Origin of the sequence: Streptomyces minutiscleroticus (genome assembly GCF_014650875.1) — a bacterium.
Classification (GTDB): domain Bacteria; phylum Actinomycetota; class Actinomycetes; order Streptomycetales; family Streptomycetaceae; genus Streptomyces; species Streptomyces minutiscleroticus.
Genome location: NZ_BMVU01000007.1, coordinates 92,959 through 119,631 on the forward strand (window position 1 = coordinate 92,959; position 26,673 = coordinate 119,631).

Sequence of the window (26,673 nt, forward strand, 5' to 3'; positions counted from 1 at the left end):
GTGCTTCCTCGTCTTTCGTGCGGCTCACTGGGACAAGAAGAGGTCGTACGGGGGGGACGTACGGGCGGGCCCCGGGCGGGGCCCGCGGGCGGGGGCTCAGCGCAGGCGAAGCGCCTTCATCGCCTTCAGGCTGCGGCTCATGAACGCCGCGTACCGCTCGTCGTCCATCCCGAGCGACGGCGCCATCGGCAGCAGCCGCTGGTGGGCGACGGTCTGCGCCTCGGTGTACTTCAGGAGGCCCTCGGAGCCGTGCCGGCGGCCGAGGCCGGAGTCCTTCATGCCGCCCATCGGCGACTGGACGCTGCCGTACGCGGAGGCGTAGCCCTCGTTGATGTTGACGGTGCCGGTGCGCAGGCGGGCGGCGACGGCGGCGCCGCGCCGGGCGTCCCGCGTCCAGACCGAGGCGTTGAGGCCGTACGGCGTGGCGTTGGCGAGCCCGACCGCCTCGTCCTCGTCCTTGACGCGGTAGACCGAGACGACCGGGCCGAAGGTCTCCTCGGCGCAGAGGGCCATGTCGGGGCCCACCCCGTCGAGGACGGTCGGCTCGTAGAAGTACGGGCCGATGTCCGGGCGGGCCACGCCGCCGGCGAGCACCGTGGCGCCCTTGGCCACGGCCTCGTCGACGTGCCGGGCGACGGCCTCCAGCTGGCGCGCGCCGGCCAGCGACCCCATGTCGGCGCCGTACGCCAGGGACCTGCCGAGCCGCATCGCCCTCGTCCGGGCGGTGAACCGCTCCAGGAAGGCGTCCGCGACCGACTCGTGGACGTACAGCCGCTCGATGGAGATGCACAGCTGCCCTGCGGAGGAGAAGCAGGCGCGGACGGCTCCGGCGGCCGCCTTCTCGACGTCGGCGTCCTCCAGGACGAGCATGGCGTTCTTGCCGCCGAGTTCGAGGGAGACGCCGACGAGCCGGGCGGCGGCACCCCGCGCGACCTCGCGGCCGGTGCGGGTGGAGCCGGTGAAGGAGACGTAGTCGGCGTGCCGGACCACCTCGGGTCCCACGACCGGCCCCTCGCCCAGGACGACCTGGAAGACGTCGGCGGGCAGGCCCGCCTCGACCAGCAGGTCGCGGGCCCACAGGGCGGTGAGCGCGGTCTCGGTGTCCGGCTTCATGACGACGGCGTTGCCCGCGACGAAGGCGGGCAGGGCGTCGCCGACGGACAGTTCGAGGGGGTAGTTCCAGGGGGCGATCTGCCCGATCACACCGCGCGGGTGGCGCAGCTCGGTGACCTTGGTGAGGGCCGGGACGGCGCCGGTGTGCCGCCTCGGCCTGAGGTACGCGGGTGCCTTGCGGCCGTAGTGGCGCGCGGCGACGGCGACGGCCTGCACCTCCTCGTGGGCGTGCAGCCGGGCCTTGCCGGTCTCCAGCTGGACGAGGTCGAGGACCTCGGCCTGCCGGTCGAGCACCAGGTCGTGGAAGCGCAGCAGGACGGCGGCGCGCCGGCGCACCGGGACCTGCGCCCACACCGCCTGCGCCCGGCGGGCCCGCTCGAAGGCCACGGCCACGTCCTCGGGGGTGGACTCGGGCAGGTCGGCCAGCTTCTCGCCGGTGAACGGCGTGTGGTTCGCGGTGCGCCCCGACCCGGTCACCCCGCGGGCGAGCCGGGCGACCAGCTCGGGCGTGACCACGTCGGCGGCCGTGCGGGCGCCCTCGGGTGCGGGCGCGAGGGGGTTGGTGCCGAGGGGGGCGAGGGGTTCGGTACCGCCGCCGCCACCGGTACCGGCAGCGGTCTTCTCCGGGGCCTGCGAGTCCGTCATGACGCGCAGGGTATGCCCGCCCGCACGCTTTGTGTACCCGTTGGTAACCCCCTTTCACGCACTACACACAAGCCGCCAGTGGTCACTGGCAACGTTTGGGCTGATCAGGGGGGTTGCAGAACGGGGATGCGTGATGACGCGCCACGGCCCGGCCGGCCTCGACGCCCGCCGGCCGAGCGGTGCGCGGCGCCGTGCCCGGCCGGGGCGCGGCGCCCCCGGGCCGCGCGGCGAATGCGCGACCCGACCGGAGCGGCTTCCGGAATTCCCGAATTCTCCCCGAACGGAGAATTGTCCGCCTGTGCCGACGAAGAACGGCATTCACTTCTTGCGACACCATGACGGGCAAGGCGGGCAAACACCCAAGTAAGTCGCTTGACTCGCCCTTGACCCGGCCTCCATTCTCTTTTCACCAGGAAAACGCAGCTCATCCCGGCTTTCCACGCAAACGCCATATCGCAGCGCCGGGGCGAAGAACTGCCACGGAACGGACTTCGGCCACGCCGACAGCTCCTCTTCCTCCGCCTTCTCACGGAAAGGCCCGGCGCCTCTCGCACTGTCCGCGCCAAGGCGTCCGAAGGCGGCCGCTCCCGAACGCGTACGGGACAAGCACGCACCAGCACCAGCACCAGCACCAGCACCAGCACCGAGAAAGACTGAACCGACATGAAGAGAACCGCCCTTCCGCGTACCGGCGCCGCCGTGACCGCTCTCGTCCTCTCGCTCGCCGCGGTGGCGGGGTGCGGCTCCGGCGGCGCGGACGACGCCGAGGGTTCCGGCGGCAAGGAGTCCGCGACGGCGAAGGCGGCGTCCGCTGCCGAGCTGGAGAAGCTGTCCGCTGCCGAGCTGGAGAAGCTGGTCCTCGCCGACGGGGACGTCGAGGGGTACACGGTGGACGAGGGCGAGGGGTACGCGAGCTTCGCCGCCTCCAAGGACGACGTCGAGGTCGGGGACGAGAAGTGCGCTCCCCTCGCGTACGTGCTGTCCTCGCTGCCGCTCGGCGACCCGGCCGCCCACGTCCGTCGCCTGGCCACGGAGAAGACCCCGGCCACCACCCCGAGCAAGGACATCGAGGACATGACCGACGCGGAGATGGAGGAGGCGCTGGCCAGCTCCGCGGGAGCGGCGACCTCCGTCTCGCTCTCCTCCTACGACGGCGAGGGCGCCGCGGAGGCGATGGACTCGCTCTCGGACGCGGTCGGGGCCTGCGCGGGCGGCTTCACCGGGGGGATGGCGGGCGAGAGCGCGAAGTTCACGAAGGTCGCCCCGGCGAAGGACGCCGGGCAGGGCGACGAGTCGGTGGCGTTCACGCTCGGCCTCGACATGGAGGGGAAGCCCACCTCCGTGAGCGGCGAGGCGGTGCGCAACGGCGGCACCGTCACCACGTACTACACCTTCGACCTGGAAACGCTCATGTCCGGGAAGCCGTCCGGGATCCCGGCCGAGGTCGTGAAGGCGCAGTCCGCCAAGCTCGGCTGACGGCGGAGGAGTTCCGGAGGGGGTTCCAGGGGAGGCGGGGAGGGCCGTGCGGCCGCCCCGCCTCCCCTCGCGCTCACGGCTTGTCGAGGTCCAGGTTCGCGACGGCCGTCCGGGCCACCTCACGGCCGCGCTCGGTGAAGTCGCCCTTCCCCGGGTAGCCGATCATGAGCTTGTACAGGTCGCCCGCCCCGGTGCGGTAGTAGAGGAGCTGGAGCTCGCGCGGGAGCGGGTCCTGGGTGTCGGTGGTCGAGTACACGACGGTGTTGCGGGCCGCCCTGCGGCCCTTGTACGTCGTCTCCCGCGGGTCGCTCCTCGGGGCGGGGTCGGCGGCCATGCCGAGGCCGTAGTCGCCGCTCCGTTTGAACTCCTCGTTGTCGTCGTACATCTCGGCCGCCGCCGTCCCGGCGATCCCGCCGCCGGAGTCCTCCGCCTTCCTGGCGAGCGTGAGGCCCACCCAGAGGCTGCCGCTCGGGTCGGTGTACCGCACCCAGTGCTCGTCCTCGGGCGCGTCGGCGTCCGGCACGGACCGCCGGTACCCGGCCGGGACCGCGACCGTCGCGCCCAGCTCCGTGACCCGCCGCTCCTTCCAGCCGTCCGGCAGCGGCCCCGCGAACGGGTCCGCGACCAGCAGGTACGCCACCGCAGCCGCCGCGACCACCGCAGCGCCCGCGCCGAGCCACGCGGTGCGGCCGAGGCGGACGCCGCGTCCCCCGGGGCCCGCGGCCCGGACGGCCCGGGTCTCGGCCGGCGGCCCGGCCGCCCGCTCCAGCAGCGCGCGGACCCGGCCGGCGTCCGGGCGGCGGGCCGGGTCCTTCGCCAGCAGGCCGTTGATCGCGTCGGCGAGCGGGCCCTTCGCCGCGCTCGGCGCGGCGGGCACGGTGTTGAGGACGGACTGCAGCGTGGCGGGGGTGTTGGAGCGGCGGAACGGCGAGACGCCCTCCGTCGCCGCGTACAGCACCACCCCGAGCGACCACAGGTCCGAGGCGGGTCCGGGCTGCCGCCCCAGCACCCGCTCCGGCGCGACGAACTCGGGCGAGCCCACGAAGCCCCCGGTGTCCGTCAGGCTCGTCTCGCCCTCCGTCCTGGCGATGCCGAAGTCGGTGAGGACGACCCGGCCGTACCGGCCGAGCAGGATGTTGTCGGGCTTGACGTCCCGGTGCAGGACGCCCGCGGCGTGCGCCGCCTCCAGGGCGCCGAGGACCTCCAGGCCGATCCGGGCCGCCTCCCGCGCGTCCAGGGTGCCCTCCTGGAGCGCGTCGCCGAGCGAGCGGCCCCGCACCAGCTCCATGACGATCCACGGCCGCCCGTCCACGTCCACCACGTCGTGGACGTTCACGACGGCGGGGTGGTCGAGCCGGGCCGCGGCGCGCGCCTCGCGGCGCATCCGCTCGAAGACGTTGGCGCGCTCCCGCTCGGGGAGGTGGTCCAGTACGCGCGGCTCCTTGACCGCCACCTCCCGGTCCACCGTCTCGTCCCCGGCCCGCCAGACCGTGCCCATGCCGCCGTGGCCGAGCCGGGCGAGCAGCCGGTAGCGGCCGCCGATCAGCCGCCCGGCGCCCGGGTCCCGCTGCTGCTCCGGCGCCGCCGGTGCCGGGGGCCGCACCGTCCGGGCGGGCGGCACCACCTGGGTGGGCGTCGCGTGCGGGGCGTCCGGGGCGCCGTCGTAGGACGCGTGCGGGGCGCCGTCGCGGGGCGCGCGCGGCGGTCGCAGGACGAAATCGGTGGGGCCGTCAGGGCCTTGCGGAGTTCCCCCGTTGTCGCTCATGCGCCCATCCATACCGCGCGGGGCGGGAGAGCTTCCAGCCCCGTCCGGCGCCGGTCACAGACCCGTGACGTACCCGGACCGCGCGGGACCGGCGCACGCCCTCCCCGCCCCTTCCCTCCCGGCCCGCGCGGGCGGCCGGGCCGTCCGTGTGCCCCGGCGAATCCGCGCGCGCCGCGGCTCCGCACGTCCCGCCCCGGAAGGCCGGCACCACGCCGCGGGTCCGTGCACCCCGCCTCAGAAGGCCGCCTCCGCGCCGCGCAGGTCCGTACACCGCGCCCCAGAGGCCGGCGCCGCGCCGGAAGGCCGTACGCCGCGCCTCAGAAGGCCGGTGCCGCGCCGAAGCTGGCGACGGCCACGTCGAAGTGCCTCCGCGCCTCCCGGGCCCGGTCGGCCGGCGCCGACACCCACAGCTCGTACGTCCGGCCGTCCACCTCCCAGCTCAGGTCGTACGCGTGCCGGGGCCCCTCGCAGCGCAGGGAACCGTCCCAGGTGAACTGCCGCAGCGCGGCCGGCGAGCCGCCGTACGCGGTCGCGGTGACCCGGCCCTCGCGGTAGCCGCGGTACGCCGACGGGCCCTCGGCGTGCGCGCGGCGCATCGCGGCGAGCGGGCCGCCCGGCTCCGCCCTGGTGACCCTGACGCCGATGCGGAAGGTCTCCCCCGCCGACACGTAGAAGGTCCGATCGGCCCTCGGCTTACGGACGAAACCTTTCGGCACCGCGAGCGCGAAGCCCTCGGGGTCGTGGGCGAGACGGTAGCCGGAGGGCACCTCGCGGGCGGACACGCCGCTGCCCGGCCCCGACGGCGTGTGCGTCACGGTGACCGTGGGCGCGGGCGTCGGCGTCGGGCTGACCTGCGGGGCCGACGTGGCGCCCGGCGTACGGCCGGCGGACGTGCTCGGCGCCGGACTCGACGTCGGCACACGGCCGCCCCCCTCGCCCTCGCGCATCAGCAGCGCGGCGGCCGAGACGCCCGCCCCGGCCACCGCGGCGACCAGCGCGGCGGCCACCAGCGCGCTGCGCGCCGACGGCCGCGCCCTGCCCTCGCGGCCCGGCGGCATCAGCGGCGGCAGCGGCTCGGGCGGCCGCCGCGGCACGTTGCGCTGCCCCGGCGTCCGGCCGGGCGGTGGCTGCGGGGTGCGGCCGGTGGCGAGGTAGGAGCGCAGCATCCGCTCGGCCTCCGACGCGCCGAGCCGCCGCCCGGGGTCCCGCTCCAGCAGGCCCGCCACGACGGGCAGCAGCGGGGCGGCGGCCGCGGGCGGGCGGATCTCGTCGATCACGACCGCGTGCAGGACGCCGCTCAGCGAGTCGCGGTGGAAGGGCGACTCGCCGCTCAGCGCCGTGCACAGCAGCGCCCCGAGCGACCACAGGTCGGAGGCGGGGCCGGTGCGGAACCCGGACATCCGCTCGGGCGCGGTGTACTCGGGCGAGCCGACGAACGACCCGCTCTCCGTGAGCGTCGTCGCGCCCGCCACCTGCGCGATCCCGAAGTCGGTGAGCACCACGCGGCCGTCGTCGGCGATCAGCACGTTGTCGGGCTTCAGGTCGCGGTGCAGCACGCCCGCGGTGTGCGCGGCGCGCAGCGCGCCCAGCAGCGCGACGCCGATGCGGGCGGCCTCGGCCGGGCCGACGGGGCCGTCGGCGGCGATCCGGTCGGCGAGCGAGCCGCCCTCGATCAACTCCATGACCATGTACGGGCGTTCGTCGTGCTCGACCACGTCGTGCACCACGATGATGTGCGGATGCCGCAGCTGCGCGACCGCGCGCGCCTCCCGCAGGGTGCGCTCGCGCTGCTGCCGGGCCCGGTCCGCCGGGAGCGAGGGGTCGACCGCCAGCTCCTTGACCGCGACCTGCCGGCCGAGCAACCGGTCCGTGGCCCGCCACACGACCCCCATGCCACCCCGGCCGAGCCGGTCCTCCAGACGGTAACGGCCCGCGATGACGCGGACGTTGTCACCCTCGGCCATCATGCGCCCAATCATGCACCAGACCCGTGCGGCCGCCGACGACGGCGAAGAGGCGGATGGCCGAGTTCCGACGGTCCGCCGGTCCGTTCAGGACAGGGCGTACGGGCGGTCCGGGCGGCGCCCCGTCAGCCGGCCGGCGCGGGCCGCCAGCTGCGCAGCACCGTGTCGAACTGCTCGCGGGCGGTCTCCCAGTCCCCGGCGGGCGACGACATGTAGATGACGTACTCGACGCCTTCCCGGCTGATATACGCCTGCTCGATCGCGCGGCGCGGACCGGGGAAGGCCGAGTCCTTGCCCAGCGCGGTCCAGGTGAAGTCCCACAGTGCGCCGGGGCGGTCGCGGAAGACGTTCGACTCCAGGCTGACACGTGCGTAGTCCTGCAGCCGGGCCAGCTGCTTCTCCAGGTCGAGCTGGTGCTCGCGCGGGTCGTCGTAGTCGGGCGAGCCGTCGACGGCGATGCGGACGAAGTGGTCGCCGCCGTCGGGCGTGTAGTCGATCTGGCCGTCCTCGGCCCGCCGCTCCCAGCCCTCGGGCAGGGCGAGGCTGAAGCCGCCCTCGGGGTCCTCGACGCGCTTCCAGCCGTCCGGGACCGTCGTGGGCTGCGTGGCCGAGGGGGAGGAGGACGGGCTCGGCGTGCTCCGGCCGTCCTGCGAGCCCTGCGAGCCGTCGGTGCCGCCGGTGCCGCCGGAGGCGGAGGTCTCCCCGTCCCGCCGGCCACCGTCCGCGTAGTACAGGGCCAGCGCGCCCCCGCCGCCGGCCAGCACGACCAGGGCCGCGACGGCGGCCAGGGCACGGGCGAGGCGCCGCTTCCCGCGGACGGCCGGCTGCGGGGCGGTCACCGGCGGGTACGGCGTGGAGGGCCCGGCCGGGGCCGGCGAGTGGGGGTACCCGTACGGGCCTGCCGCCGGGTACCCGCCCTGCGGACCCGCCACGGTGGGGTACCGCCCCGGCGCGCCGGCGGCGGAGTGGCCGTGCGGCGCCGGCGTCCGCCCCGGCGCGGGTGTGTCGTACTCGTGACCGCGATCGGGACCGTGGCCGTGCTCGGGGTGCGCGGTCGCCGCCGGGCCGGTGGCCGCCGGGCCGGTCGTCATCCGCCGGGTCGGCGCGTGCGGCTCCGCGGTGCCGGGGTGCCGCCCCTCGGCCGCCTCGGCGAGCATGCGCTCGGCCTGCTCCGCGTCGGGGCGTGCGGCCGGGTCCTTGCACAGCAGCGCGGCGATCACCGGGGCCAGCGGACCCGCGGCCCTCGGCTCCGGGGGCTCCTCGTCGACCACGGCCTGCATCGTCGTCAGCGGCGAGGTCCGCCGGAACGGGGACGTGCCCTCGACCGCCGTGTGCAGGGTCGCGCCGAGCGCCCACAGGTCGGAGGCGGGGCCGGGGTCGGCGCCGCGTATGCGCTCGGGGGCCAGGTAGTCGACCGAGCCGACGATCTCGCCGGTACGGGTGATCGTCGAGTCGCCCTCGACCTGGGCGATGCCGAAGTCGGTGAGCAGGACGCGGCCGTCGCGGGCGAGCAGGACGTTGCCGGGCTTCACGTCGCGGTGCAGGACGCCCGCGGCGTGGGCGGCCCGCAGCGCGCGCAGCACCCACAGGCCGACACGCGCCGCCTCCTGGGGCTCCACGCGCCCCTCCTCCTTGACCGCGTCGGCCAGCGACCGGCCCTCGACCAGCTCCATCACGATCCAGGGCCGGCCGTCGTGGTCGAGCACGTCGTGCACGGTGACGACGGCCGAGTGGTTGATCCGCGCGGCGGCGCGGGCCTCGGCCCGGGTCCGGGCGAGCAGGACCTCCCGGTCGCTCTCGGACACGTAGAGCGCCGCCGTCAGTTCCTTCACGGCCACGGCACGGTGCAGTACCTCGTCGTGTGCGCGCCACACCCGGCCCATGCCGCCGCTTCCGATGGCGTCGACGAGCCGGTAGCGGCCCGCGAGGAGCAGGCCCTGCATCTGATTCACGTTTCCCCGCAATGGTCTTGACAAGGTCAGACTAGGGACCCGCTTCCGTTGAAGGAACCGGCGAGACCGTATTGGGGGCAGCACTGTGACGGTTGTCGCCTCCCGTGGCGCTGGGGAAGCACTGAGGAAGCCGTGACACATGAGGCGTGAACGGCAGAGAACGGCAGAGAACGGTGGAGAACACAGGAAGAGTGCGGAACGGTGGGAAAGGACACCCTCGCCCACCGGAGCCGACCCGCCCCGGGCGCCGCACCGACTGACGGAGCGTCATGCCGGCCGGACGGGCACTGCTCCGGCTGACGGAACATCACATCGGCCGGCCGGGCACCGCACCGGCCGGCCGAGTGCCGCACCGGCCGGCCGAGTGCCGCACCGGCCGGAGGCCGGCGGTCGCCGCGAGACGCCGTCGGCCTCCGGCACCCTCCGTCAGATCCCGTCGGCCGCCCGTCAGCCGCCCGTCACTTGGTAGGTGGTCGACGCCTGCTCGTACAGCCGGGTCACCTCGTCGCGCTCGGCCTCCGGGCCGCGCACCTGCACCACGTGGTAGCGCCCGTCGACGACCATCGCGAGGTTGCGCACGTAGACCTCCTGGCCGTCGGCGTCCTGCCAGGTGAACTGCCCCTCGACCATGGTCCGTCCGCCGACCTCCACGGTCCGCATCCCGCTGGACGTGGCCCAGGTCGAGTCGCGGAACGGCTGCAGCTCGCGCTCCCGCTCCCGCTGGTACTCCATGGGGTCGTCGCCGAACTCGCCGGTGCTGTCGCGCCCGGGCACGACGATCAGTTCGAAGTCGCCCTTCGAGTACACCACCTGGCCCTGGCCGTTCCTGGGCGCGCGGTCCCAGCCGGAGGCCACCGCGACGCGGAAGCCCTCGGCGTCCTTGCGCAGCGAGAAGCCCTGCGCGACCTCGGCCCCGGTGGTCTGCGACGACTGCGCCGAACTCGACGACGGCGACGTGCCGCCGTCCTCCCCGGCCGCCTCGTCGGACCCTCCCTGGCCCTCGTCGTTCCCCTCGGCGTCCGAGGAGTGCCCGGGGTCCGGGCTCACGCTCCCGGCGGTGCCGGTGCGCCCCCCGGCCGCGTCGTCCGTGCCGGCCTTCGGCATGAACGCCACGGCGTACGCGACCGCCCCGGCCAGCGCCAGCAGGATGAGCAGGAGCAGCGTGCGGCCGAGCCGGCGCGGTGCGGGCCGCTCCTGCCGGGACCGCTTGTGCCGGCCGTGCGCGTCGGGCAGTCCGGCGCGGCGCCTGCGGACGAGCTCGCCCCGGCGGCGCACGATGGGCAGCCGTGCGGGGTCCGAGGGCGGCGGGGGCACGGGCACGACGTACGTGCCCGCGTCGGGCTCGGGCGCCGACCGCACGAGGGACCGCAGCCAGCCGTTCAGCTCCTCGAAGTCGATGCGCTCGGTGGGGTCCTGGCGCAGCAGCGACTCCACGACCGGCCGCAGCGGACCGCACTCCTCCGCGAACGCCGGCGGCTCCGAGCAGACGAGCTGCACCAGCTCCGCGGTGCTCTCCTCCGGGTACGGCGCGTGCCCCTGGACGGCGCGGAACAGCAGCGCGCCGAGCGCCCACAGGTCGGTGGCCGGGCCGATGGGCGCGGCCAGCTGCCAGTTCTCGTGGACGGGGCCGGCCTGTTCCGGGGCCCAGCGCTCGGTGACGGGGCCGACCACGGCCATCCGCGCCTGGCGCGCCCGCTCGGCGGCCAGCGCCGTGGCCGGACCGCGCCGGGGCGCCGAGGCCGGCTGGTCCCAGGAGGCGGCGGTCCCCTCGGAGGCGTGGCCGGACGGGGCGGCGGGGGCGAGGGCGCCCGGTCCGCCGTGGTGGGCCGCCCCGGTCCACGGGACGTCCGGAGCACCGCCGTACGGGCCCTGGAGTTCGTCGTGGTACTGCCGCTGCGCCGGGGGGCCGCCGAGGACGTCGGGGCCGCCAGGACCGGCGTGTCCACTGTGGCGGTTCGTTCCTGCACCGCCGACCGGGGCGCCCGGACGGCCCTCGCCACCGCCTCCGTGGGGTCCGGGGACGGTGGTGCCGGGGCCCGGGAGTTCACCGCGGCTCCGGCCGCCGGCGTCCGTGCCGCCGCCGTTTCCGCCTCCGGCCGCGGGCGCGCCGGGGCGGGGCATCGCGCCGTGCCAGGGGTTGGTCCGCCCGGCGACGCCGTACGGATCGGCGATCCGGCCCGGCGGCGAAGCGGCCTCGGCACCGGTCCCGCGCCCGGCACCGGACGCGTCCGGCTGTTCCGGCACGCTCCCGCCGCCCAGGGGGCGGGGCCGCGGCGCCGGCAGCGCGGCGTCCCGGCCGGCCTGCTGCGCCTCCTGCACCCGTGCCGCGGCGCGGGCTCCGGCACGGTAGGCGGCGATGGCCCCGGCGCGCGCGGCCCGTATGTCGCCGCCCGTCTCCGGCGCCTGCCCGGACGCGTGCGCCGACGGCGCGCCGGGAGCCGGGAGCGGCCCGGCCGGAGCGCCTGCGGTGCCCGCCCGCCCGGGGTCCGCGGGCCGCGCGCCCGCGGACCCGTCCTCCCCGGTGCGCGCCTCCGGCAGCGCGGGCCGCCCGCCACCGACGCCGTACAGGCCGTCGGGTCCGTACCCGGACGCGCCGTACCCGCGGGACCCGTCGCCCTCGCCCGACGCCGGTCCGTATCCCTGCCCCTGGCCCTGGTCACCCGGGCCGTACGTGCCGGGGGCACCGTGCCCGGCGTGCGCCTCGGCCCCGTCCTCGCCCTCCTCGGGCGGCACCGGGTCGTATCCGCACAGGGCCTCCTCCGCGGCGCCGGCCGCGAGGCCGGTCAGCATCACACGGCCGTCGTCGCAGACCAGCACCGTGCGCGAGGTGATGTTGCGGTGCACCCAGCCGTGCGCGTGCAGCACCCGCAGCGCCGCGAGGACGTCCGCGGCGACCTCGGCGGCCCGGTACGGGCTCAGCGGACGCTCCGCGAGCAGGGCCGCCAGCGGCCGGGCGGACACCAGTTCGCTGACGACCCACAGCGAACCGCCCTCGGCGAACACGTCGAAGACCTGGTCGAGCCGGGGGTGGTCGGGTATCCGCGCGGCGGCCTGCGCCGCCTCGATGGCGCGGCGCACCGCGGGGTCCGCGGGCTGCCGCGCGGTGCGCGCGGACGAGCGGTGTCCTCCGGCCCGGCGCGGCACGAAGCCGTCGGGCAGCCCGTCGGCGTCGAGCACCTCCGCCTCGACGACCTCGGGCAACGGCACCTGCCTGACCAGGACTTCCTGTCCGCTGTAGGTGTCGAAGGCCCGGGTCTCGGCGAGTTCGTACTCGTCGGCCGGGGGCAGCGGGAGGCGGTAGCGGTCGGCGAGAACCCGACCCGCGTAGTCGTCCACGATGCCTCCCCCGGCCGCCCGGTCTGTCAGTTCCGTTCGACTGATGTCCTGTCGTGACACCAGATGTGGCTGCGTACGGTCCGCAAACACTCACGATACGTGCCGTGGGCAACCCGCAGTGAGAGATGCGAGATCTCGGGAGTCCGGTTCCCCCGGGATTCCCGTCGCCCCGGGGTCCCGGCCCGCCCCGGGTGCTCCGGTCCGCCCCGGGTGTCCCGGTCCGCTCCGGGCCCCCGGTCCGCCCTGGGTGTTCCGGTCCGCTCCGGGCCCCCGGACCGTCCCGGGTGTCCCGGTCCTCCGTCCCGGCCGCGGATCCTCGGGTTTCGTCCCGGCCTCAGGACTTCGGCTTGAAGGTCTTCGTCAGGGCGCTCCACGTGTCGCGGCGCAGATCGCTGTCCCACTCCGAGGCTTTGGCCGTGTACATGATTCCGTAGCCGAGGCTGCCGTTCACGACCGTGCCGCGGTCTATGGTGCGGTACTTCGTACCGCCGTCGACGTAGGTGAACTCCCAGTCGGCCGTGTTCCAGTCGCGGTAGTCCACCTTCTTTATGGAGATGCGCTGGTACTGCGAGCGCACCATGTACTTCTCCTGGTTCTGCCAGTCCGCGACCGGGTCGCTCTTCGGCTGGGAGGTCCAGCCGATCAGCAGCTTCTGCCCGTCGGGGCCGGTGAACCGGGAGCCCGCCCTGCTGGTGGACTGGTACTTCCACCCTTCGGGCAGGCCGATGGAGAAACCCTGGCTGCTCTTGTACGTCGTCGTGTTGACGCCGCCGACCTCGTCCTCGTCGGGCTCGTCCTCGTTCTCACCGGAACCGCCGCCCGCGCCCTCGGTCGCGCTCGGGGACCCCGACGGGGACGCGTCGCCGGAGGCCGAGGCGCCGCCGTCCGTCCTGGTGCCGTCGGTCTCGTCCGTCCTGGTGTCGTTGCCCGCGTTCGCGCCGCTGGAAGCGGTGGCGCCGCTTCCGCCGCCCGTCGACGACGTGGTGTCGTCGCCGCCGAGCGTGAGCGCGAGGATCGTGCCGATCACGGCCAGCACCACGACCACCGCGACGATCACCAGCGTCCGCTTCGGCACCACGTCGGTGAGCGGCGCCCGCGGCGTGCTGCGCGGCGGGGGCGTCTCCCCCTTCGCGTTCCACGAGGAGGCGGTCGCGCCCGTGCCGGCGGCAGCGGTACGGGCGGCCGGCGTCCTGCCGCCCGTCCTCGCCGCGGAGCCCCTGGACGCCGCGGACGGCGCCTGGGAGGGGACGGGCGTCCGCGCGTCCGCGCCCTTCGCCGCGGACGCGGCCGGACCCGCGTCCGGCGAGGCCGCCTCGGCCCGCGTGCCCGACGCGGCGGCCGCGGCCGTGCCCGCCCCGGCCGCCTTGCGCACGGAGCGCAGCGCCCCGCGCAGCCGCTCGGCGGCCTCCTCGCCCTTCTTCGCCCCACCCGCGGGGCCAGGTCTTTTCCCGCGCGCGGCGGGCGGCAGGCCGGGCAGCGGGACGACCTTCGTCGCCTCGACCGGCTCGGGCTCCGGCTTCTCGGGCGCGCGCAGCACGTCGAGCAGCATCGCCCGCGCGCCCGCGTCGTCCAGCCGCTGCTCGGGGTCCTTGACGAGCAGGCCGTAGATCACGTCCTGCAGCGGTCCCGCGTTCTTGGGCGGGTCGACCGGCTCCGTCATCACCGCGGTCAGCGTCGCGATGGCCGAGCCCTTGTCGTACGGGGGCACGCCCTCCACCGACGCGTACAGCAGGCCGCCGAGCGACCACAGGTCGGCCGCGGGGCCCGGCTTGTGCCCGCGCGCCCGCTCCGGGGAGATGTACGAGGGGGCGCCGACGAGCATGCCGGTGGAGGTGATGGACGGGTCGCCCTCGACCTGCGCGATGCCGAAGTCGGTGAGCACGACCCGGCCGTCCTCGGCGATCAGCACGTTCGACGGCTTCACGTCGCGGTGCAGGATGCCCTCCCGGTGCGCGGAGCGCAGCACGTCCAGGACGGCGAGGCCGACCTCGGCGGCGCGCTTCGGCGTGAGCGTGCCGTCCTGGCGGATGACCTCGGCGAGGGACTTGCCCTCGACCAGCTCCATCACGATCCAGGGCCGGTCGTCCTCGTCGACCACGTCGAAGACGGTCACCGCGGCGTTGTTGCGGATGCGCGCGATCGCCTTGGCCTCGCGCAGCGTGCGCGTGATGAGCCGGCGCTTCTCGTCCTCGTCGATGCTGGACGGGAACCGCAGCTCCTTGACGGCGACCGTACGTCCCAGCGTCTCGTCCTTGGCGCGCCAGACGGTGCCCATGCCGCCGCGGCCGAGGACTTCTCCCAGCCGGTACCGCCCGGCGAGGAGACGTTCGCTCTTGTCCTGACGGGATGTCCCCGCCCGCTCCGCCTCCGACATGCGTCCCCTCTGCAACCCGCCCTGACAGAGCCTCCATTGTCACCCACGCGGCGACCACTCGACGCCCAGGGTCCCCTCACGGCGCGCACCGCCCGGCGCGTCGGTGCACCCGGCGGGGGCACCGCCCGCCCCGCGCTCAGGAAGGTCCCCCATCATGGGGCCCCGACGAAGGGAGGAAGCGGATGCCGCCGCTTCGGACGCTGCCGGTCCTTCCGGTGTGCGTGGCGCTCCTCGGTCTGGTCCCGGCCGGGGCCGCCGCACACGCGCCGCGCGCCTCCGACACGGTCCTCGACCGGCTCGTCGGCCCGGGGAAGGCGCCCGCCGCGGCGCTGCTCGCGCGGGAGGAGAGCGGCTCGCACGCCGCCCTGGCCGGCGGGGGCATCTCCCTCGCCGACCACTTCCGCGCGGGCAGTGTCACCAAGACGTTCCTCGCGACGGTCGTGCTCCAACTGGCCGCGGAGCACCGGCTGTCCCTGTCCGACTCGGTGGAGGACCATCTGCCGGGCCTGGTCCGTGGTGCGGGCCACGACGGCCGCGCCCTCACTCTGCGCGCCCTGCTCACCCACACCAGCGGCCTGTACGACTTCACCGCCGACACCGGGGGGACCGTCCCCCTGACTCCCGCTCAGGCCGTCCGCATCGCGCTCACCCACCCTCCGGCCGCTCGGGGCCGCTTCGCCTACTCGAACACCAACTACGTCGTGCTGGGCATGATCGTGGAGCAGGTCACCGGGCGTTCCTACGCCGTCGAGGCCGAGCGGCGCATCCTCCGCCCCCTCCATCTGGCGGATACCTCGTTCCCCGGTTCCCACACCTGGCTGCCGGATCCGCACGGCCACGCGTACGACGCCGGCGGCCGGGACGTCACCGAACTGGACCCGCGCGTGGCCGGGGCCGCGGGCGAGCTGATCACCACCCTCGCCGACCTGGACCGCTTCTACGCGGCCCTGCTCCGCGGCGACCTGCTCCCGCCCCGCCGGCTGCGCCAGATGCTCGACACCCGTACCGCGCACGGCTCGTACGGCATGGGCCTGTTCCCCGTGCGGCTCCCGTGCGGTACGACGGTGTGGGGGCACGACGGCCGGATATCCGGCAGCTACGTGCGCACCGCCGCCACCCGCGACGGCCGCCGCGTCCTCGCCTTCCGCGTGAACACGGACGCGCGGACGTCCCCCGGTCTCGAACGCGCCCTGCTCGCTGCCGAGTTCTGCCCCCGCACCCCGTAGAACGGCCGGGCGCCGGGCGGAGATCCCGGTCCGGCACCCCCGTCCGGGTGAAGCCCGGAGCCGAAGCCCGCCGGTCCGGGTCCCGAGCCGAAGCCCGCCGGTCCGGAGCCCGCGGGTCCCGGTCCGCGGGTCCCGGTCCGCGGGGACGGCGGCCTCCCCGCGGCACCTCCGGCCGCCACAGCGGCACGGTGTCCGGCGCCGCTACAGCGGCACGATGTCCGGCGCGCCCAGCCGGGCCGCGTCCGCCGTGAGGTCGTCCGGCTGCCGCTGCGACTCCCGCTCCGCCTCGACCCGCTTCCGGTAGTGCTCGACCTCCCGCTCGATCTGGCCCTTGTCCCAGCCCAGGACCGGCGCCATCAGCTCCGCCGCCTCCCGGGCGCTGCGCGTGCCCCGGTCGAAGGTCTCGATGGATATGCGGGTGCGGCGGGTGAGCACGTCGTCGAGGTGGCGGGCGCCCTCGTGCGAGGCGGCGTACACGACCTCGGCGCGCAGGTAGTCGTCGGCCGCCGCCAGCGGCGCGCCGAGGCCGGGGTCCCGGGCGATCAGGTCGAGCACCTCCTCGGCCAGCGACCCGTACCGGTTCAGCAGGTGCTCCACGCGCACCACGTGCAGGCCGGTGCGCTCGGCGATGCGGGCCCGCGCGTTCCACAGCGCGCGGTAGCCCTCCGCGCCGATCAGCGGGATCTCCTCGGTGACACACTCGGCGACGCGCCGGTCGAGCCCGTGCACCGCCTCGTCCACCGCGTCCTTGGCCATCACCCGGTACGTCGTGTACTTGCCGCCCGCCACGACCACGAGCCCCGGCACGGGGTGCGCCACGGTGTGCTCGCGCGACAGCTTGCTGGTGGCGTCCGACTCCCCGGCGAGCAGTGGCCGCAGTCCCGCGTACACGCCCTCGACGTCGTCGCGGGTGAGGGGCACCGCGAGCACCGCGTTGACGTGTTCCAGCAGGTAGTCGATGTCCGCGCTGGAGGCCGCCGGGTGGGCCTTGTCCAGGTCCCAGTCGGTGTCCGTCGTGCCGATGATCCAGTGCCGTCCCCACGGGATGACGAACAGCACCGACTTCTCGGTCCGCAGGATCAGCCCCGTCGAGGAGTTGATGCGGTCCTTGGGCACGACCAGGTGGATGCCCTTGGAGGCGCGCACGTGGAACTGCCCGCGCTCGCCCACCATCGCCTGGGTGTCGTCGGTCCACACGCCCGTCGCGTTGACGACCTGCTTGGCGCGGATCTCGTACTCGCCGCCCGCCTCGACGTCCTGCACCCTGGCGCCCACCACGCGCTCGCCCTCGCGCAGGAAGCCGGTCACACGCGCGCGGTTGGCCACCTTCGCGCCGTACGCCGCCGCCGTGCGCACCAGCGTCGCGACGTAGCGGGCGTCGTCCATCTGCGCGTCGTAGTACTGCAACGCTCCGACCAGGGCGTCCTTCTTCAGCGCGGGTGCCGCGCGCAAGGCGTGACGGCGCGTCAGGTGACGGTGCGCGGGCAGTCCCCGGCCATGGCCGCGGGCCATGGACATGACGTCGTAGAGCGCGACGCCCGAGCCCGCGTACAGCCGCTCCCAGCCCTTGTGCCGCAGCGGGTACAGGAACGGCACGGGCTTCACGAGGTGCGGCGCCAGCCGCTCCAGCAGCAGCCCGCGCTCCTTCAGCGCCTCCCTCACGAGCGCGAAGTCGAGCATCTCCAGATAGCGCAGGCCGCCGTGGATGAGCTTGCTGGACCGGCTCGACGTGCCCGACGCCCAGTCACGCGCCTCCACCAGACCGGTGGACAGACCGCGGGTCGCGGCGTCGAGCGCCGTGCCCGCGCCGACCACGCCCGCGCCGACGACCAGCACGTCCAGCTCGCGCTCGGCCATCGCTGCGAGTGACTCGGCGCGCTCCCGCGGCCCCAGTGTCGCTGTCCTCACGGCTGCCTCCCACTGATCGGTCGCGCCGGCCCCACCCGCCCGGAGAGGCCCCGTCCACATCCCCCATGCCCAGATTCTGACCGTCCTCGCCGCCTTCGGCCACCACACGGCGCGGGCCTGTGGACAACACTCGGCGAATCACGCACGAGCAATCCCGCATATCGGTCATATTTACTCCTAGTCTGACATTGCGCTCGCTCGTTCTGTCCACCGGGCTTGCGCCCTGGTCCCGTCTCGGCTATTCGGAAGGACGGCCCACCGCCATGCCCGCAGATCTCGCCGTCATCGGCCTCGGCCAGCTCGGCCTGCCCCTGGCCCGGGCCGCCGTCGCCGCCGGCATCCCCACCCTCGGCTACGAGAGCGGCGACCCCGCGCCGCTCGCCCCGGCCGACCTGCGCCGGATGCTCTCCAAGGGCTTCCTGCCCACCGACGACCCGGCCGGGCTCGGCCGGGTCCGCACCGCCGTCATCTGCGCGCCCACCCCGCGCGGCGCGGACGGCGGGCTCGACCTCGGCCAGGTGACCGCCGCCGCGCGGGTCCTCGCCGCCCGGATGCGCCCGCACACCACCGTGATCCTGGAGTCACCGGTCCACCCGGGCACCACCGAGGGCCACCTGCGCGCGGTCCTGGAGGAGGGCTCGGGACTGCGCGCCGGCCGCGACTTCCATCTCGCGTACTCCCCCAGCCGCGTCGACCCGGGCAACCGCGACCACGGGCCCGCGAACACCCCGAAGGTCATCGGCGGCCTCACGCCCGCCTGCACCGAGTCGGCCGCCGCCTTCTACGGCCGGATCACCGACCGCGTGGTCCGCGCGCGCGGCCTGCGCGAGGCGGAGACCGTGCAGCTGCTGGAGACCAACTTCCGGCACGTGAACATCGCGCTGGTCAACGAGATGGCCGTGCTCTGCCACGACCTGGGCGTCGACCTGTGGGACGTGATCCGCTGCGCCGAGACCAAGCCCTTCGGCTTCCAGGCGTTCCGCCCCGGGCCCGGCGTCGGCGGCCACGGCGTCCCGCAGGACCTCTCCGGCCACCGCGTGCGCCCGCTGCGCATGGTCGAGCTGGCCCAGCAGGTCAACCAGCAGATGCCGCGCTACGTGGTCCAGCGCGCCGCCACCCTGCTCAACGAGCACGGCAAGTCGGCCCGCGGCGCGCGCGTGCTGCTCCTCGGCGTCACCTACAAGCCCGACCACGCCGACCAGCAGGGCACCCCCGCCCGGGAGATCGCCGTCCGGCTGATGGAGCTGGGCGCCACGGTCAGCTACCACGACCCCCTGGTGCCGTCCTGGAGCGTCCTGGACCGCCCGGTCCCGCGCGCCGACTCCCTGTACGAGGCGGCGGCCGCCGCCGACCTGACGATCCTGCTCCAGCCCCACCGCACGTACGACCTCCAGGGCCTGTCGGTGAAGGCCCAGCTGCTGCTGGACACGCAGGGGGTCACGCCCACGGGGGCGGCGCACCGGTTGTGAGGGCGGCGCGGAGCGCCGGGGCCCCGGCCGCCGGCATGCGGCGCCTCGCGCCGGTACCGCGGGGAACGAGGCGGAGCCCGCCGCGGCGGATCACGGGCGTCCGCCCCTGCTCCCCCCGGGCCGGCCACCCGCCGTCCGTGCCCCCACCGGGCCTCGGACATGCGGAAGGGCCCGGCCGCCCCACGGGCGGCCGGGCCCTTCCCCGCGCTCGGGCCGAGCGCGGCGTCACGTCACCGCTTGTGCTGTGCGTCGGCGACCGTCACCTCGACCCGCTGGAACTCCTTGAGCTCGCTGTAGCCGGTCGTGGCCATGGCGCGGCGCAGGGCGCCGAAGAAGTTCATCGAGCCGTCCGGGATCCGCGAGGGACCGGTGAGGACCTCCTCGATGGTGCCGACCGTGCCGAGGTCGACCTTCTTGCCGCGCGGCAGCTCCTCGTTGACGGCCTCCATGCCCCAGTGGTGGCCGCGGCCGGGCGCGTCGGTGGCGCGCGCCAGCGGGGAGCCCATCATCACCGAGTCGGCGCCGCAGGCGATGGCCTTGGGCAGGTCGCCGGACCAGCCCACGCCGCCGTCCGCGATGACGTGCACGTAGCGGCCGCCGGACTCGTCCATGTAGTCGCGGCGGGCGGCGGCCACGTCGGCGACCGCGGTGGCCATCGGCACCTGGATGCCCAGCACGTTGCGCGTGGTGTGCGCGGCGCCGCCGCCGAAGCCGACGAGGACGCCGGCCGCGCCGGTCCGCATCAGGTGCAGGGCGGCGGTGTACGTGGCGCAGCCTCCCACGATCACCGGCACGTCCAGCTCGTAGATGAACTGCTTCAGGTTCAGCGGCTCGGCGGCGCCGGAGACGTGCTCGGCCGAGACGGTCGTGCCGCGGATCACGAAGATGTCCACGCCCGCGTCCACCACGGCCTTGGAGAACTGCGCGGTGCGCTGCGGGGAGAGCGCGGCGGCGGTGACCACGCCCGAGTCGCGCACCTCCTTGATGCGCTGCCCGATCAGCTCCTCCTTGATGGGGGCCGCGTAGATCTCCTGGAGGCGGCGGGTGGCCGTCCCGGCGTCCAGCTCCACGATCTCGTCGAGCAGCGGCTGCGGGTCCTCGTAGCGGGTCCACAGGCCCTCGAGGTTGAGTACGCCCAGGCCGCCGAGCTCGCCGATGCGGATCGCGGTGGCCGGGGAGACGACCGAGTCCATGGGAGCGGCCAGGAAGGGCAGCTCGAAGCGGTAGGCGTCGATCTGCCAGGCGATCGAGACCTCCTTCGGGTCCCGCGTACGGCGGCTCGGGACGACGGCGATGTCGTCGAAGGCGTACGCCCGGCGGCCGCGCTTGCCGCGCCCGATCTCGATCTCAGTCACGTGTGTGGCCTTTCCCTCTTCGCTTCTGCGCCTTCCAGTATCCCCGACGCCCATGACGGAGGCGGCCCCGGAACGCTCCGGGGCCGCCTCCGGTCGTGCGGCACGCGCGCGCGTGCGGGCCGTTCCCGGACCGCCGCGGGGGCCCGTGGGGCCGCCCGCGCGCCTACTTGCGGCTGTAGTTGGGCGCCTCGACGGTCATCTGGATGTCGTGCGGGTGGCTCTCCTTCAGACCCGCCGAGGTGATCCGGACGAACCGGCCACGCTCCTGCAGCTCGGGCACGGTGCGCCCGCCGACGTAGAACATCGACTGGCGCAGGCCGCCGACCAGCTGGTGGACGACCGCGGAGAGCGGGCCGCGGTAGGGCACCTGGCCCTCGATGCCCTCGGGCACGAGCTTCTCGTCGGAGGCGACGCCCTCCTGGAAGTAGCGGTCCTTGGAGAAGGAGCGCTGCTCGCCGCGGGACTGCATGGCGCCCAGGGAGCCCATGCCGCGGTACGACTTGAACTGCTTGCCGTTGATGAAGAGCAGCTCGCCCGGGGACTCCTCGCAGCCCGCGAGCAGGGAGCCGAGCATCACCGTGTCGGCGCCCGCGACCAGGGCCTTGGCGATGTCGCCCGAGTACTGCAGGCCGCCGTCGCCGATGACCGGGATGCCGGCCTCCCTGGCGGCGAGCGACGCCTCGTAGATGGCCGTCACCTGGGGCACGCCGATGCCGGCGACGACGCGGGTGGTGCAGATGGAGCCGGGGCCGACGCCGACCTTGATGCCGTCCACACCGGCGTCGATGAGCGCCTGGGCGCCCTCGCGGGTGGCGATGTTGCCGCCGATGACGTCGACGCCCGTGGAGTTGGACTTGATCTTGGCGACCATGTCGCCGACCAGCCGGGAGTGGCCGTGCGCGGTGTCCACGACGATGAAGTCGACACCGGCCGCGATGAGGGCCTGGGCGCGCTCGAAGGCGTCGCCGGCCACGCCGACCGCGGCGCCGACCAGGAGGCGTCCCTCGGCGTCCTTCGCGGCGTTCGGGTACTTCTCCGCCTTCACGAAGTCCTTGACCGTGATCAGGCCCTTGAGGACGCCCTCGCCGTCGACGAGCGGCAGCTTCTCGATCTTGTGGCGGCGCAGCAGCTGCATCGCGTCGTCACCGGAGATGCCGACCTTGCCGGTGACCAACGGCATCGGCGTCATGACCTCGTGCACGCGGCGCGCGCGGTCGGTCTCGAAGGCCATGTCGCGGTTGGTGACGATGCCGAGCAGCTTGCCGCTGGGGTCGGTGACCGGCACACCGCTGATGCGGAACTTGGCGCAGATCGCGTCGGCCTCGGCGAGCGTGGCGTCCGGGTGCACGGTGATCGGGTCGGTCACCATGCCGGACTCGGAGCGCTTCACCAGGTCGACCTGGTTGGCCTGGTCCTCGATGGAGAGGTTGCGGTGCAGCACGCCGACGCCGCCCTGGCGGGCCATCGCGATCGCCATGCGGGACTCGGTGACCTTGTCCATCGCGGCGGACAGCAGCGGGATGTTCACCCGCACGTTCTTCGAGACGTACGAAGCGGTGTCGATCTGGTCGGGCGCCATGTCCGACGCGCCCGGCAGCAGCAGCACGTCGTCGTAGGTCAGCCCGAGTGTCGCGAATTTCTCGGGCACTCCGTCGACGTTGGCAGTCATGACACCTTCCCCAAATGGCCTTGAACGGTGCGGATGCCCATGCTAACGGGAAGCGGGGGCCCCACATTCCACGCTTCGGGCCGCCGCCGGCCGGTCCCGCACCTCCGTACGGCGGGGACGCCTGGTGCGTCCAGGCGCGCCGACCACGCTGTTCAGGGCGTATTCCACCGGGCCGCGGCCGCGCGGGGCCCGGGTGCGGTCCGCGCACGTGACGCATGTCGCTCGCACCGGTGTCCGCAACGGGGAACCGGGCACCCAACGGACCACCCCGTCACCCGTGGGTGAGGGACCACCGTACGGACGGACCACCGTACGGGTGATGTACGGCCGGCCCTTCCCGCTCCAGCTCTACTGCTCCGCCAGTGCTCTCAGCCGGCTCAGGGCCCGGTGCTGCGCGACCCGCACCGCACCCGGCGACATGCCCAGCATCTGCCCGGTCTCCTCGGCGGTCAGCCCGACGGCGATGCGCAGCAGCAGCAGTTCGCGCTGGTTCTCGGGCAGGTTCGCCAGGAGTTTCTTGGCCCACTCGGCGTCGCTGCTGAGCAGCGCGCGCTCCTCGGGCCCGAGCGAGTCGTCGGGCCGCTCGGGCATCTCGTCCGAGGGCACCGCCGTCGACCCGGGATGGCGCATCGCGGCGCGCTGCAGATCGGCGACCTTGTGCGCGGCGATGGCGAAGACGAACGCCTCGAAGGGGCGCCCGGTGTCCTTGTAGCGCGGCAGCGCGAGCAGCACCGCGACGCAGACCTCCTGGGCGAGGTCCTCCACGAAGTGCCGCGCGTCGCCCGGCAGCCGGGACAGCCGCGTGCGGCAGTAGCGCAACGCCAGTGGGTGGACGTGGGCGAGCAGGTCGTGCGTGGCCTGCTCGTCGCCGTCGACGGCACGATGCACGAGCGCACCGATCACCGTCGTCTCGTCCTCGCGCATCGGTCCATGGTGCCTTGGCGTCGTCCGATCCGTGGCACCGCGTCCGTAGTTGTGCACCGAAGCGTTATGAGCAGGCGCGCCGGCGTTCATCTCCTGCGCCCTCCCCTTCCGCTCGTCCGACTCGTCCCCGAGGAACTCCACAACTCAAGGATGCGGCATCCGCCGGGAAACGGAAGGCGGGCTCGTGAGGGCCCGGCCCCGCCCGCCGTCCGGCGGGCGGAGACAGCCGTACCCCGGGAGCCACCTAGCGGACCAGACCCCAGCGGAATCCGAGCGCCACGGCGTGTGCCCGGTCCGAGGCGCCGAGCTTCTTGAACAGCCGCCTGGCGTGGGTCTTCACCGTGTCCTCGGAGAGGAAGAGCTCGCGCCCGATCTCCGCGTTCGACCGGCCGTGGCTCATGCCCTCGAGCACCTGGATCTCCCGCGCGGTGAGCGTCGGGGCGGCGCCCATCTCGGCCGAGCGCAGTCTGCGCGGCGCGAGCCGCCAGGTCGGGTCGGCGAGCGCCTGCGTCACGGTCGCCCGCAGTTCGGCGCGCGAGGCGTCCTTGTGCAGGTAGCCGCGGGCGCCGGCGGCCACCGCGAGCGCCACGCCGTCCAGGTCCTCGGCGACGGTCAGCATGATGATGCGCGCACCGGGGTCCGCGGACAGCAGCCGCCGTACGGTCTCCACGCCGCCCAGGCCGGGCATGCGTACGTCCATCAGAATCAGGTCCGAACGATCGGCGCCCCAGCGGCGGAGGACTTCCTCGCCGTTGGCCGCCGTCGTCACACGCTCTACGCCGGGCACGGTCGCCACCGCGCGGCGGAGCGCTTCTCGGGCAAGCGGGGAGTCGTCGCAGACGAGGACGGATGTCATGGCCGCCCTCCGCAGCTGATGCGCGTCACCTTGAGCCTCCAGGCTGTTACGAATCGTCACCTGTGCGGTCGACACTCGCCGGCGGGGCTGCCGCCTGCCCGAGCGCTTGTTCCTTCAACCGCCTCCGCACTCTCAACGATGGTCACTCGAAAGAGTTACGGGCCGTGAGCCACCCTTCGGCACTCTACGTGAGGGGGCGGACACGGTGCAGAGACCCGCAAGGGACCCTCAATCTTTCATCACAACCAATGCCCCGTTTAGACCCTTTTCTTCCCCTTCAGGGGTGTCTGCCACTAGATTCGCAATGAGTCATATTTTCATCTCCTTAGATCGTAGTTATACGGTCGTCGGCACTGAACCGCCTAGAACGGTTGCAAGGGGACACGTAATGGCAGATTTCTCCCGCCTTCCCGGACCCAACGCGGACCTGTGGGACTGGCAGCTCCTCGCGGCGTGCCGCGGGGTCGACAGCTCGCTCTTCTTCCATCCGGAGGGCGAGCGCGGTGCGGCGCGGAGCGCTCGTGAGAACTCGGCCAAGGAGGTCTGCATGAGGTGCCCGGTACGCGCCCAGTGCGCGGCCCACGCGCTGGCGGTGCGCGAGCCGTACGGCGTCTGGGGCGGGCTGACCGAGGACGAGCGCGAAGAGCTGATGGGCCGGGCGCGGCACCGCCTGGTCTCGGCGTCGGCCCCCGGAGGAGGCGCCTCCCCGGACCGGCTGCACGACTGAGACAACCGCACGACGGCGCTGAAGGAACGTTTCGGCAACAGGGGCGCGCCCCTGTGCGCCAAGGGGTGGCCGTCCGCTCCTGTCGACGGGCACGCGCGCGTGCCCGTCGGTCTCCCCGCGCCGCCCCTGCCACCGGCAGTCCCGGGGCGGTCCGCCGCCGGCCGGGCGGGCCGGACTCTCACGGCCGGGGCGGACCGGGGGCGCTCACGGCCGGGTCAGGCCGGTGCGCCCGCGGCCGGGACTCAGCGGGCGGCGGCCCGGGACAGCTCGGCCAGGGTCGCGGCCACCGTCGGGACCTGCGCCAGGTCGGGCAGGGTGAGCGCGACGATCTCCCGCCGCACGGCGGGCTCGAGGCGCACCGTGCGCACCCGTTCGGTGCGCACGGACCCGACGGCGAGCTCCGGCAGCACGGCGACGCCGAGACCCGCGCCCACCAGGCCCACGACGGCCGGGTAGTCGTCGGTCGCGAAGTCGATGCGCGGGGTGAAGCCCGCGCCCTCGCAGACCTCCACGAGCCGGCCGCGGCAGCGGGGGCAGCCCGCGATCCACGGCTCCGCGGCCAGGTCGCCGATGGCGACCGACTCCGCCCCGGCCAGCCGGTGGCCCTCGGGGACCAGGCCGACGAGCCGGTCCGTCAGCAGGGGGCGTACGACGAGGTCGTCCCACTCCTCGGGGGCCGCGCCCTCGTACCGGAAGGCGAGCGTGAGGTCGCAGTCGCCCTCGCGCAGCAGGTCGACCGAGCGGGGCGGCTCGGCCTCCTCCAGGGAGACGCGGGTGCCGGGGTGGGCCGCGCGCAGGGCGGCGAGTGCGGTGGGCACCAGGGTGGAGCTGCCGCTGGGGAACGACACCAGGCGGACCCGTCCGGCCCGCAGGCCCGCGATCGCGGCGACCTCCTCCTCGGCGGCGGTGAGCCCGGCGAGGATGCCGGCGGCGTGCCGCACCAGGGCCTCGCCGGCCTCGGTCAGCCGCATCTCGCGGCCCGAGCGGATCAGCAGCGGGGTGCCCACGGAGGCTTCGAGCGCCTTCATCTGCTGGCTGACGGCGGGCTGGGTGCAGCCCAGCGCGCGGCCCGCCGCGGAGAAGGAGCCCGTGGCGGCGACGGCGCGCAGTACCCGGAGATGACGTGCCTCGATCACATGTCGAGCATAAGCGGACCTTGGAATCCGCGCCCATTAATGCGTCGACGCTTTGGCCTTTCGTCACTTAGTGTGACGACATGAAGCTGCTCTCCGTGAATCTGGGCCGACCGAAGCCCGTGGACTACACCGGCCAGGCCGAGGGCCTGACCGGGATCGACAAGCGCCCGGTGGACGGTCCGGTCCGGGTGGCGCCGCCCGGGCCCAAGGGGGTGGGCGGCAGCGGCCTCGCCGGGGACGCCGTGTGCGAGAAGCGCCACCACGGCGGCGACCACCAGGCCGTGTACGCGGTGGCGCGCGAGGACCTCGACGACTGGGAGCGCGAGCTGGGGCGCACGCTGGCCGACGGGATGTTCGGGGAGAACCTCACGACCTCGGGGGTCGACGTCTCCGGGGCGCTGATCGGCGAGCGCTGGCGCGTCGGCCCCGACGTGGTCCTGGAGGTGACCAGCGGGCGCATCCCGTGCCGGACCTTCCAGGGGCACCTCGGGGAGAAGGGGTGGGTCGGGCGGTTCACCGCGAAGGGGGCGCCGGGGGCGTACCTGCGGGTGATCGAGCCGGGCGAGATACGGGCGGGGGACGCGATCGGGGTCGTGCACCGGCCGGCGCACGGGGTGACGGTCGCCCTCCAGTTCCGCGCGGTCACGACCGAGCGGGAGCTGCTCCCCCGGGTGCTGGCGGCCGGGGACGCGCTGCACCCGGAGGCACGGGCGCAGGCGGAGCGATACGTGGCGCGGCACGGCCGGGCGTGAGGGCCTCGCGGGCGTGGGGACGGCCC

The 26,673-nt window shown here is 74.6% G+C and carries 17 protein-coding genes; 5 read left to right on the plus strand and 12 right to left on the minus strand.

What is annotated here, in order from left to right; all coding sequences use genetic code 11:
- Window positions 1–96 precede the first annotated feature (96 nt).
- On the minus strand, window positions 97–1,758 hold the full coding sequence (locus tag IE271_RS11265) for a succinic semialdehyde dehydrogenase (protein ID WP_190190106.1): 1,662 nt from the start codon (window positions 1,756–1,758) through the stop codon (window positions 97–99).
- Window positions 1,759–2,457: 699 nt separating this feature from the next.
- Here IE271_RS11265 and IE271_RS11270 point away from each other — a divergent pair.
- Complete coding sequence (locus IE271_RS11270; protein WP_190190107.1) at window positions 2,458–3,234, plus strand: hypothetical protein; 777 nt, start codon at window positions 2,458–2,460, stop codon at window positions 3,232–3,234.
- A gap of 73 nt (window positions 3,235–3,307) precedes the next feature.
- Here IE271_RS11270 and IE271_RS11275 read toward each other — a convergent pair whose 3' ends face one another.
- The 5 genes from IE271_RS11275 to IE271_RS11295 all read right to left on the minus strand — a co-directional run bounded on the left by IE271_RS11275 (window position 3,308) and on the right by IE271_RS11295 (window position 14,625).
- Entirely contained in the window at window positions 3,308–4,999 is a 1,692-nt protein-coding gene (locus IE271_RS11275; RefSeq protein ID WP_190190108.1) for a serine/threonine-protein kinase, read from the minus strand.
- Between the two features lie 317 nt (window positions 5,000–5,316).
- Window positions 5,317–6,966, minus strand: coding sequence for a serine/threonine-protein kinase (locus IE271_RS11280; protein ID WP_190190109.1), 1,650 nt, complete (start codon window positions 6,964–6,966; stop codon window positions 5,317–5,319).
- Window positions 6,967–7,088: 122 nt separating this feature from the next.
- Entirely contained in the window at window positions 7,089–8,906 is a 1,818-nt protein-coding gene (locus tag IE271_RS11285) for a serine/threonine-protein kinase (RefSeq protein WP_190190178.1), read from the minus strand.
- Between the two features lie 456 nt (window positions 8,907–9,362).
- On the minus strand, window positions 9,363–12,251 hold the full coding sequence (locus IE271_RS11290) for a serine/threonine kinase C-terminal domain-containing protein (protein ID WP_190190110.1): 2,889 nt from the start codon (window positions 12,249–12,251) through the stop codon (window positions 9,363–9,365).
- 334 nt (window positions 12,252–12,585) lie between these two features.
- The gene (locus IE271_RS11295) at window positions 12,586–14,625 is read right to left on the minus strand and encodes a serine/threonine-protein kinase (RefSeq protein WP_190190111.1); all 2,040 of its coding nucleotides are present in this window, start codon (window positions 14,623–14,625) and stop codon (window positions 12,586–12,588) included.
- Between the two features lie 182 nt (window positions 14,626–14,807).
- Here IE271_RS11295 and IE271_RS11300 point away from each other — a divergent pair, with 182 nt between their 5' ends.
- Window positions 14,808–15,851, plus strand: a complete 1,044-nt coding sequence (locus IE271_RS11300; protein ID WP_190190112.1) for a serine hydrolase domain-containing protein — start codon at window positions 14,808–14,810, stop codon at window positions 15,849–15,851.
- Window positions 15,852–16,052: 201 nt separating this feature from the next.
- Here the strand turns inward: IE271_RS11300 and IE271_RS11305 are convergent, their stop codons facing one another.
- Window positions 16,053–17,759, minus strand: coding sequence for a glycerol-3-phosphate dehydrogenase/oxidase (locus IE271_RS11305; RefSeq protein ID WP_190190113.1), 1,707 nt, complete (start codon window positions 17,757–17,759; stop codon window positions 16,053–16,055).
- Window positions 17,760–18,022: 263 nt separating this feature from the next.
- On the opposite strand from IE271_RS11305, the gene IE271_RS11310 reads away from it, so the two are divergent.
- Window positions 18,023–19,228 carry a nucleotide sugar dehydrogenase gene (locus tag IE271_RS11310; RefSeq protein WP_190190114.1) on the plus strand — a complete coding sequence of 402 codons (1,206 nt, stop codon included), beginning with the start codon at window positions 18,023–18,025 and terminating at the stop codon, window positions 19,226–19,228.
- Window positions 19,229–19,458: 230 nt separating this feature from the next.
- Here the strand turns inward: IE271_RS11310 and IE271_RS11315 are convergent, their stop codons facing one another.
- From IE271_RS11315 to IE271_RS11330, 4 genes are all read right to left on the minus strand, one after another.
- Window positions 19,459–20,583 carry a GuaB3 family IMP dehydrogenase-related protein gene (locus IE271_RS11315; RefSeq protein ID WP_190190115.1) on the minus strand — a complete coding sequence of 375 codons (1,125 nt, stop codon included), beginning with the start codon at window positions 20,581–20,583 and terminating at the stop codon, window positions 19,459–19,461.
- Window positions 20,584–20,746: 163 nt separating this feature from the next.
- Window positions 20,747–22,252, minus strand: a complete 1,506-nt coding sequence (gene guaB / locus IE271_RS11320) for an IMP dehydrogenase (RefSeq protein WP_190190116.1) — start codon at window positions 22,250–22,252, stop codon at window positions 20,747–20,749.
- 348 nt (window positions 22,253–22,600) lie between these two features.
- Complete coding sequence (locus IE271_RS11325; RefSeq protein WP_028805397.1) at window positions 22,601–23,176, minus strand: sigma-70 family RNA polymerase sigma factor; 576 nt, start codon at window positions 23,174–23,176, stop codon at window positions 22,601–22,603.
- Between the two features lie 244 nt (window positions 23,177–23,420).
- A complete protein-coding gene (locus IE271_RS11330) occupies window positions 23,421–24,032 on the minus strand; it encodes a response regulator transcription factor (RefSeq protein WP_003948568.1) in 612 nt (203 codons plus the stop codon).
- A gap of 388 nt (window positions 24,033–24,420) precedes the next feature.
- Here IE271_RS11330 and IE271_RS11335 point away from each other — a divergent pair, with 388 nt between their 5' ends.
- The gene (locus IE271_RS11335) at window positions 24,421–24,759 is read left to right on the plus strand and encodes a WhiB family transcriptional regulator (protein WP_190190117.1); all 339 of its coding nucleotides are present in this window, start codon (window positions 24,421–24,423) and stop codon (window positions 24,757–24,759) included.
- A gap of 242 nt (window positions 24,760–25,001) precedes the next feature.
- Here the strand turns inward: IE271_RS11335 and IE271_RS11340 are convergent, their stop codons facing one another.
- On the minus strand, window positions 25,002–25,895 hold the full coding sequence (locus tag IE271_RS11340) for a LysR family transcriptional regulator (protein ID WP_190190118.1): 894 nt from the start codon (window positions 25,893–25,895) through the stop codon (window positions 25,002–25,004).
- A gap of 80 nt (window positions 25,896–25,975) precedes the next feature.
- Here IE271_RS11340 and IE271_RS11345 point away from each other — a divergent pair, with 80 nt between their 5' ends.
- The gene (locus IE271_RS11345; protein ID WP_190190119.1) at window positions 25,976–26,647 is read left to right on the plus strand and encodes an MOSC domain-containing protein; all 672 of its coding nucleotides are present in this window, start codon (window positions 25,976–25,978) and stop codon (window positions 26,645–26,647) included.
- Window positions 26,648–26,673 lie beyond the last annotated feature (26 nt).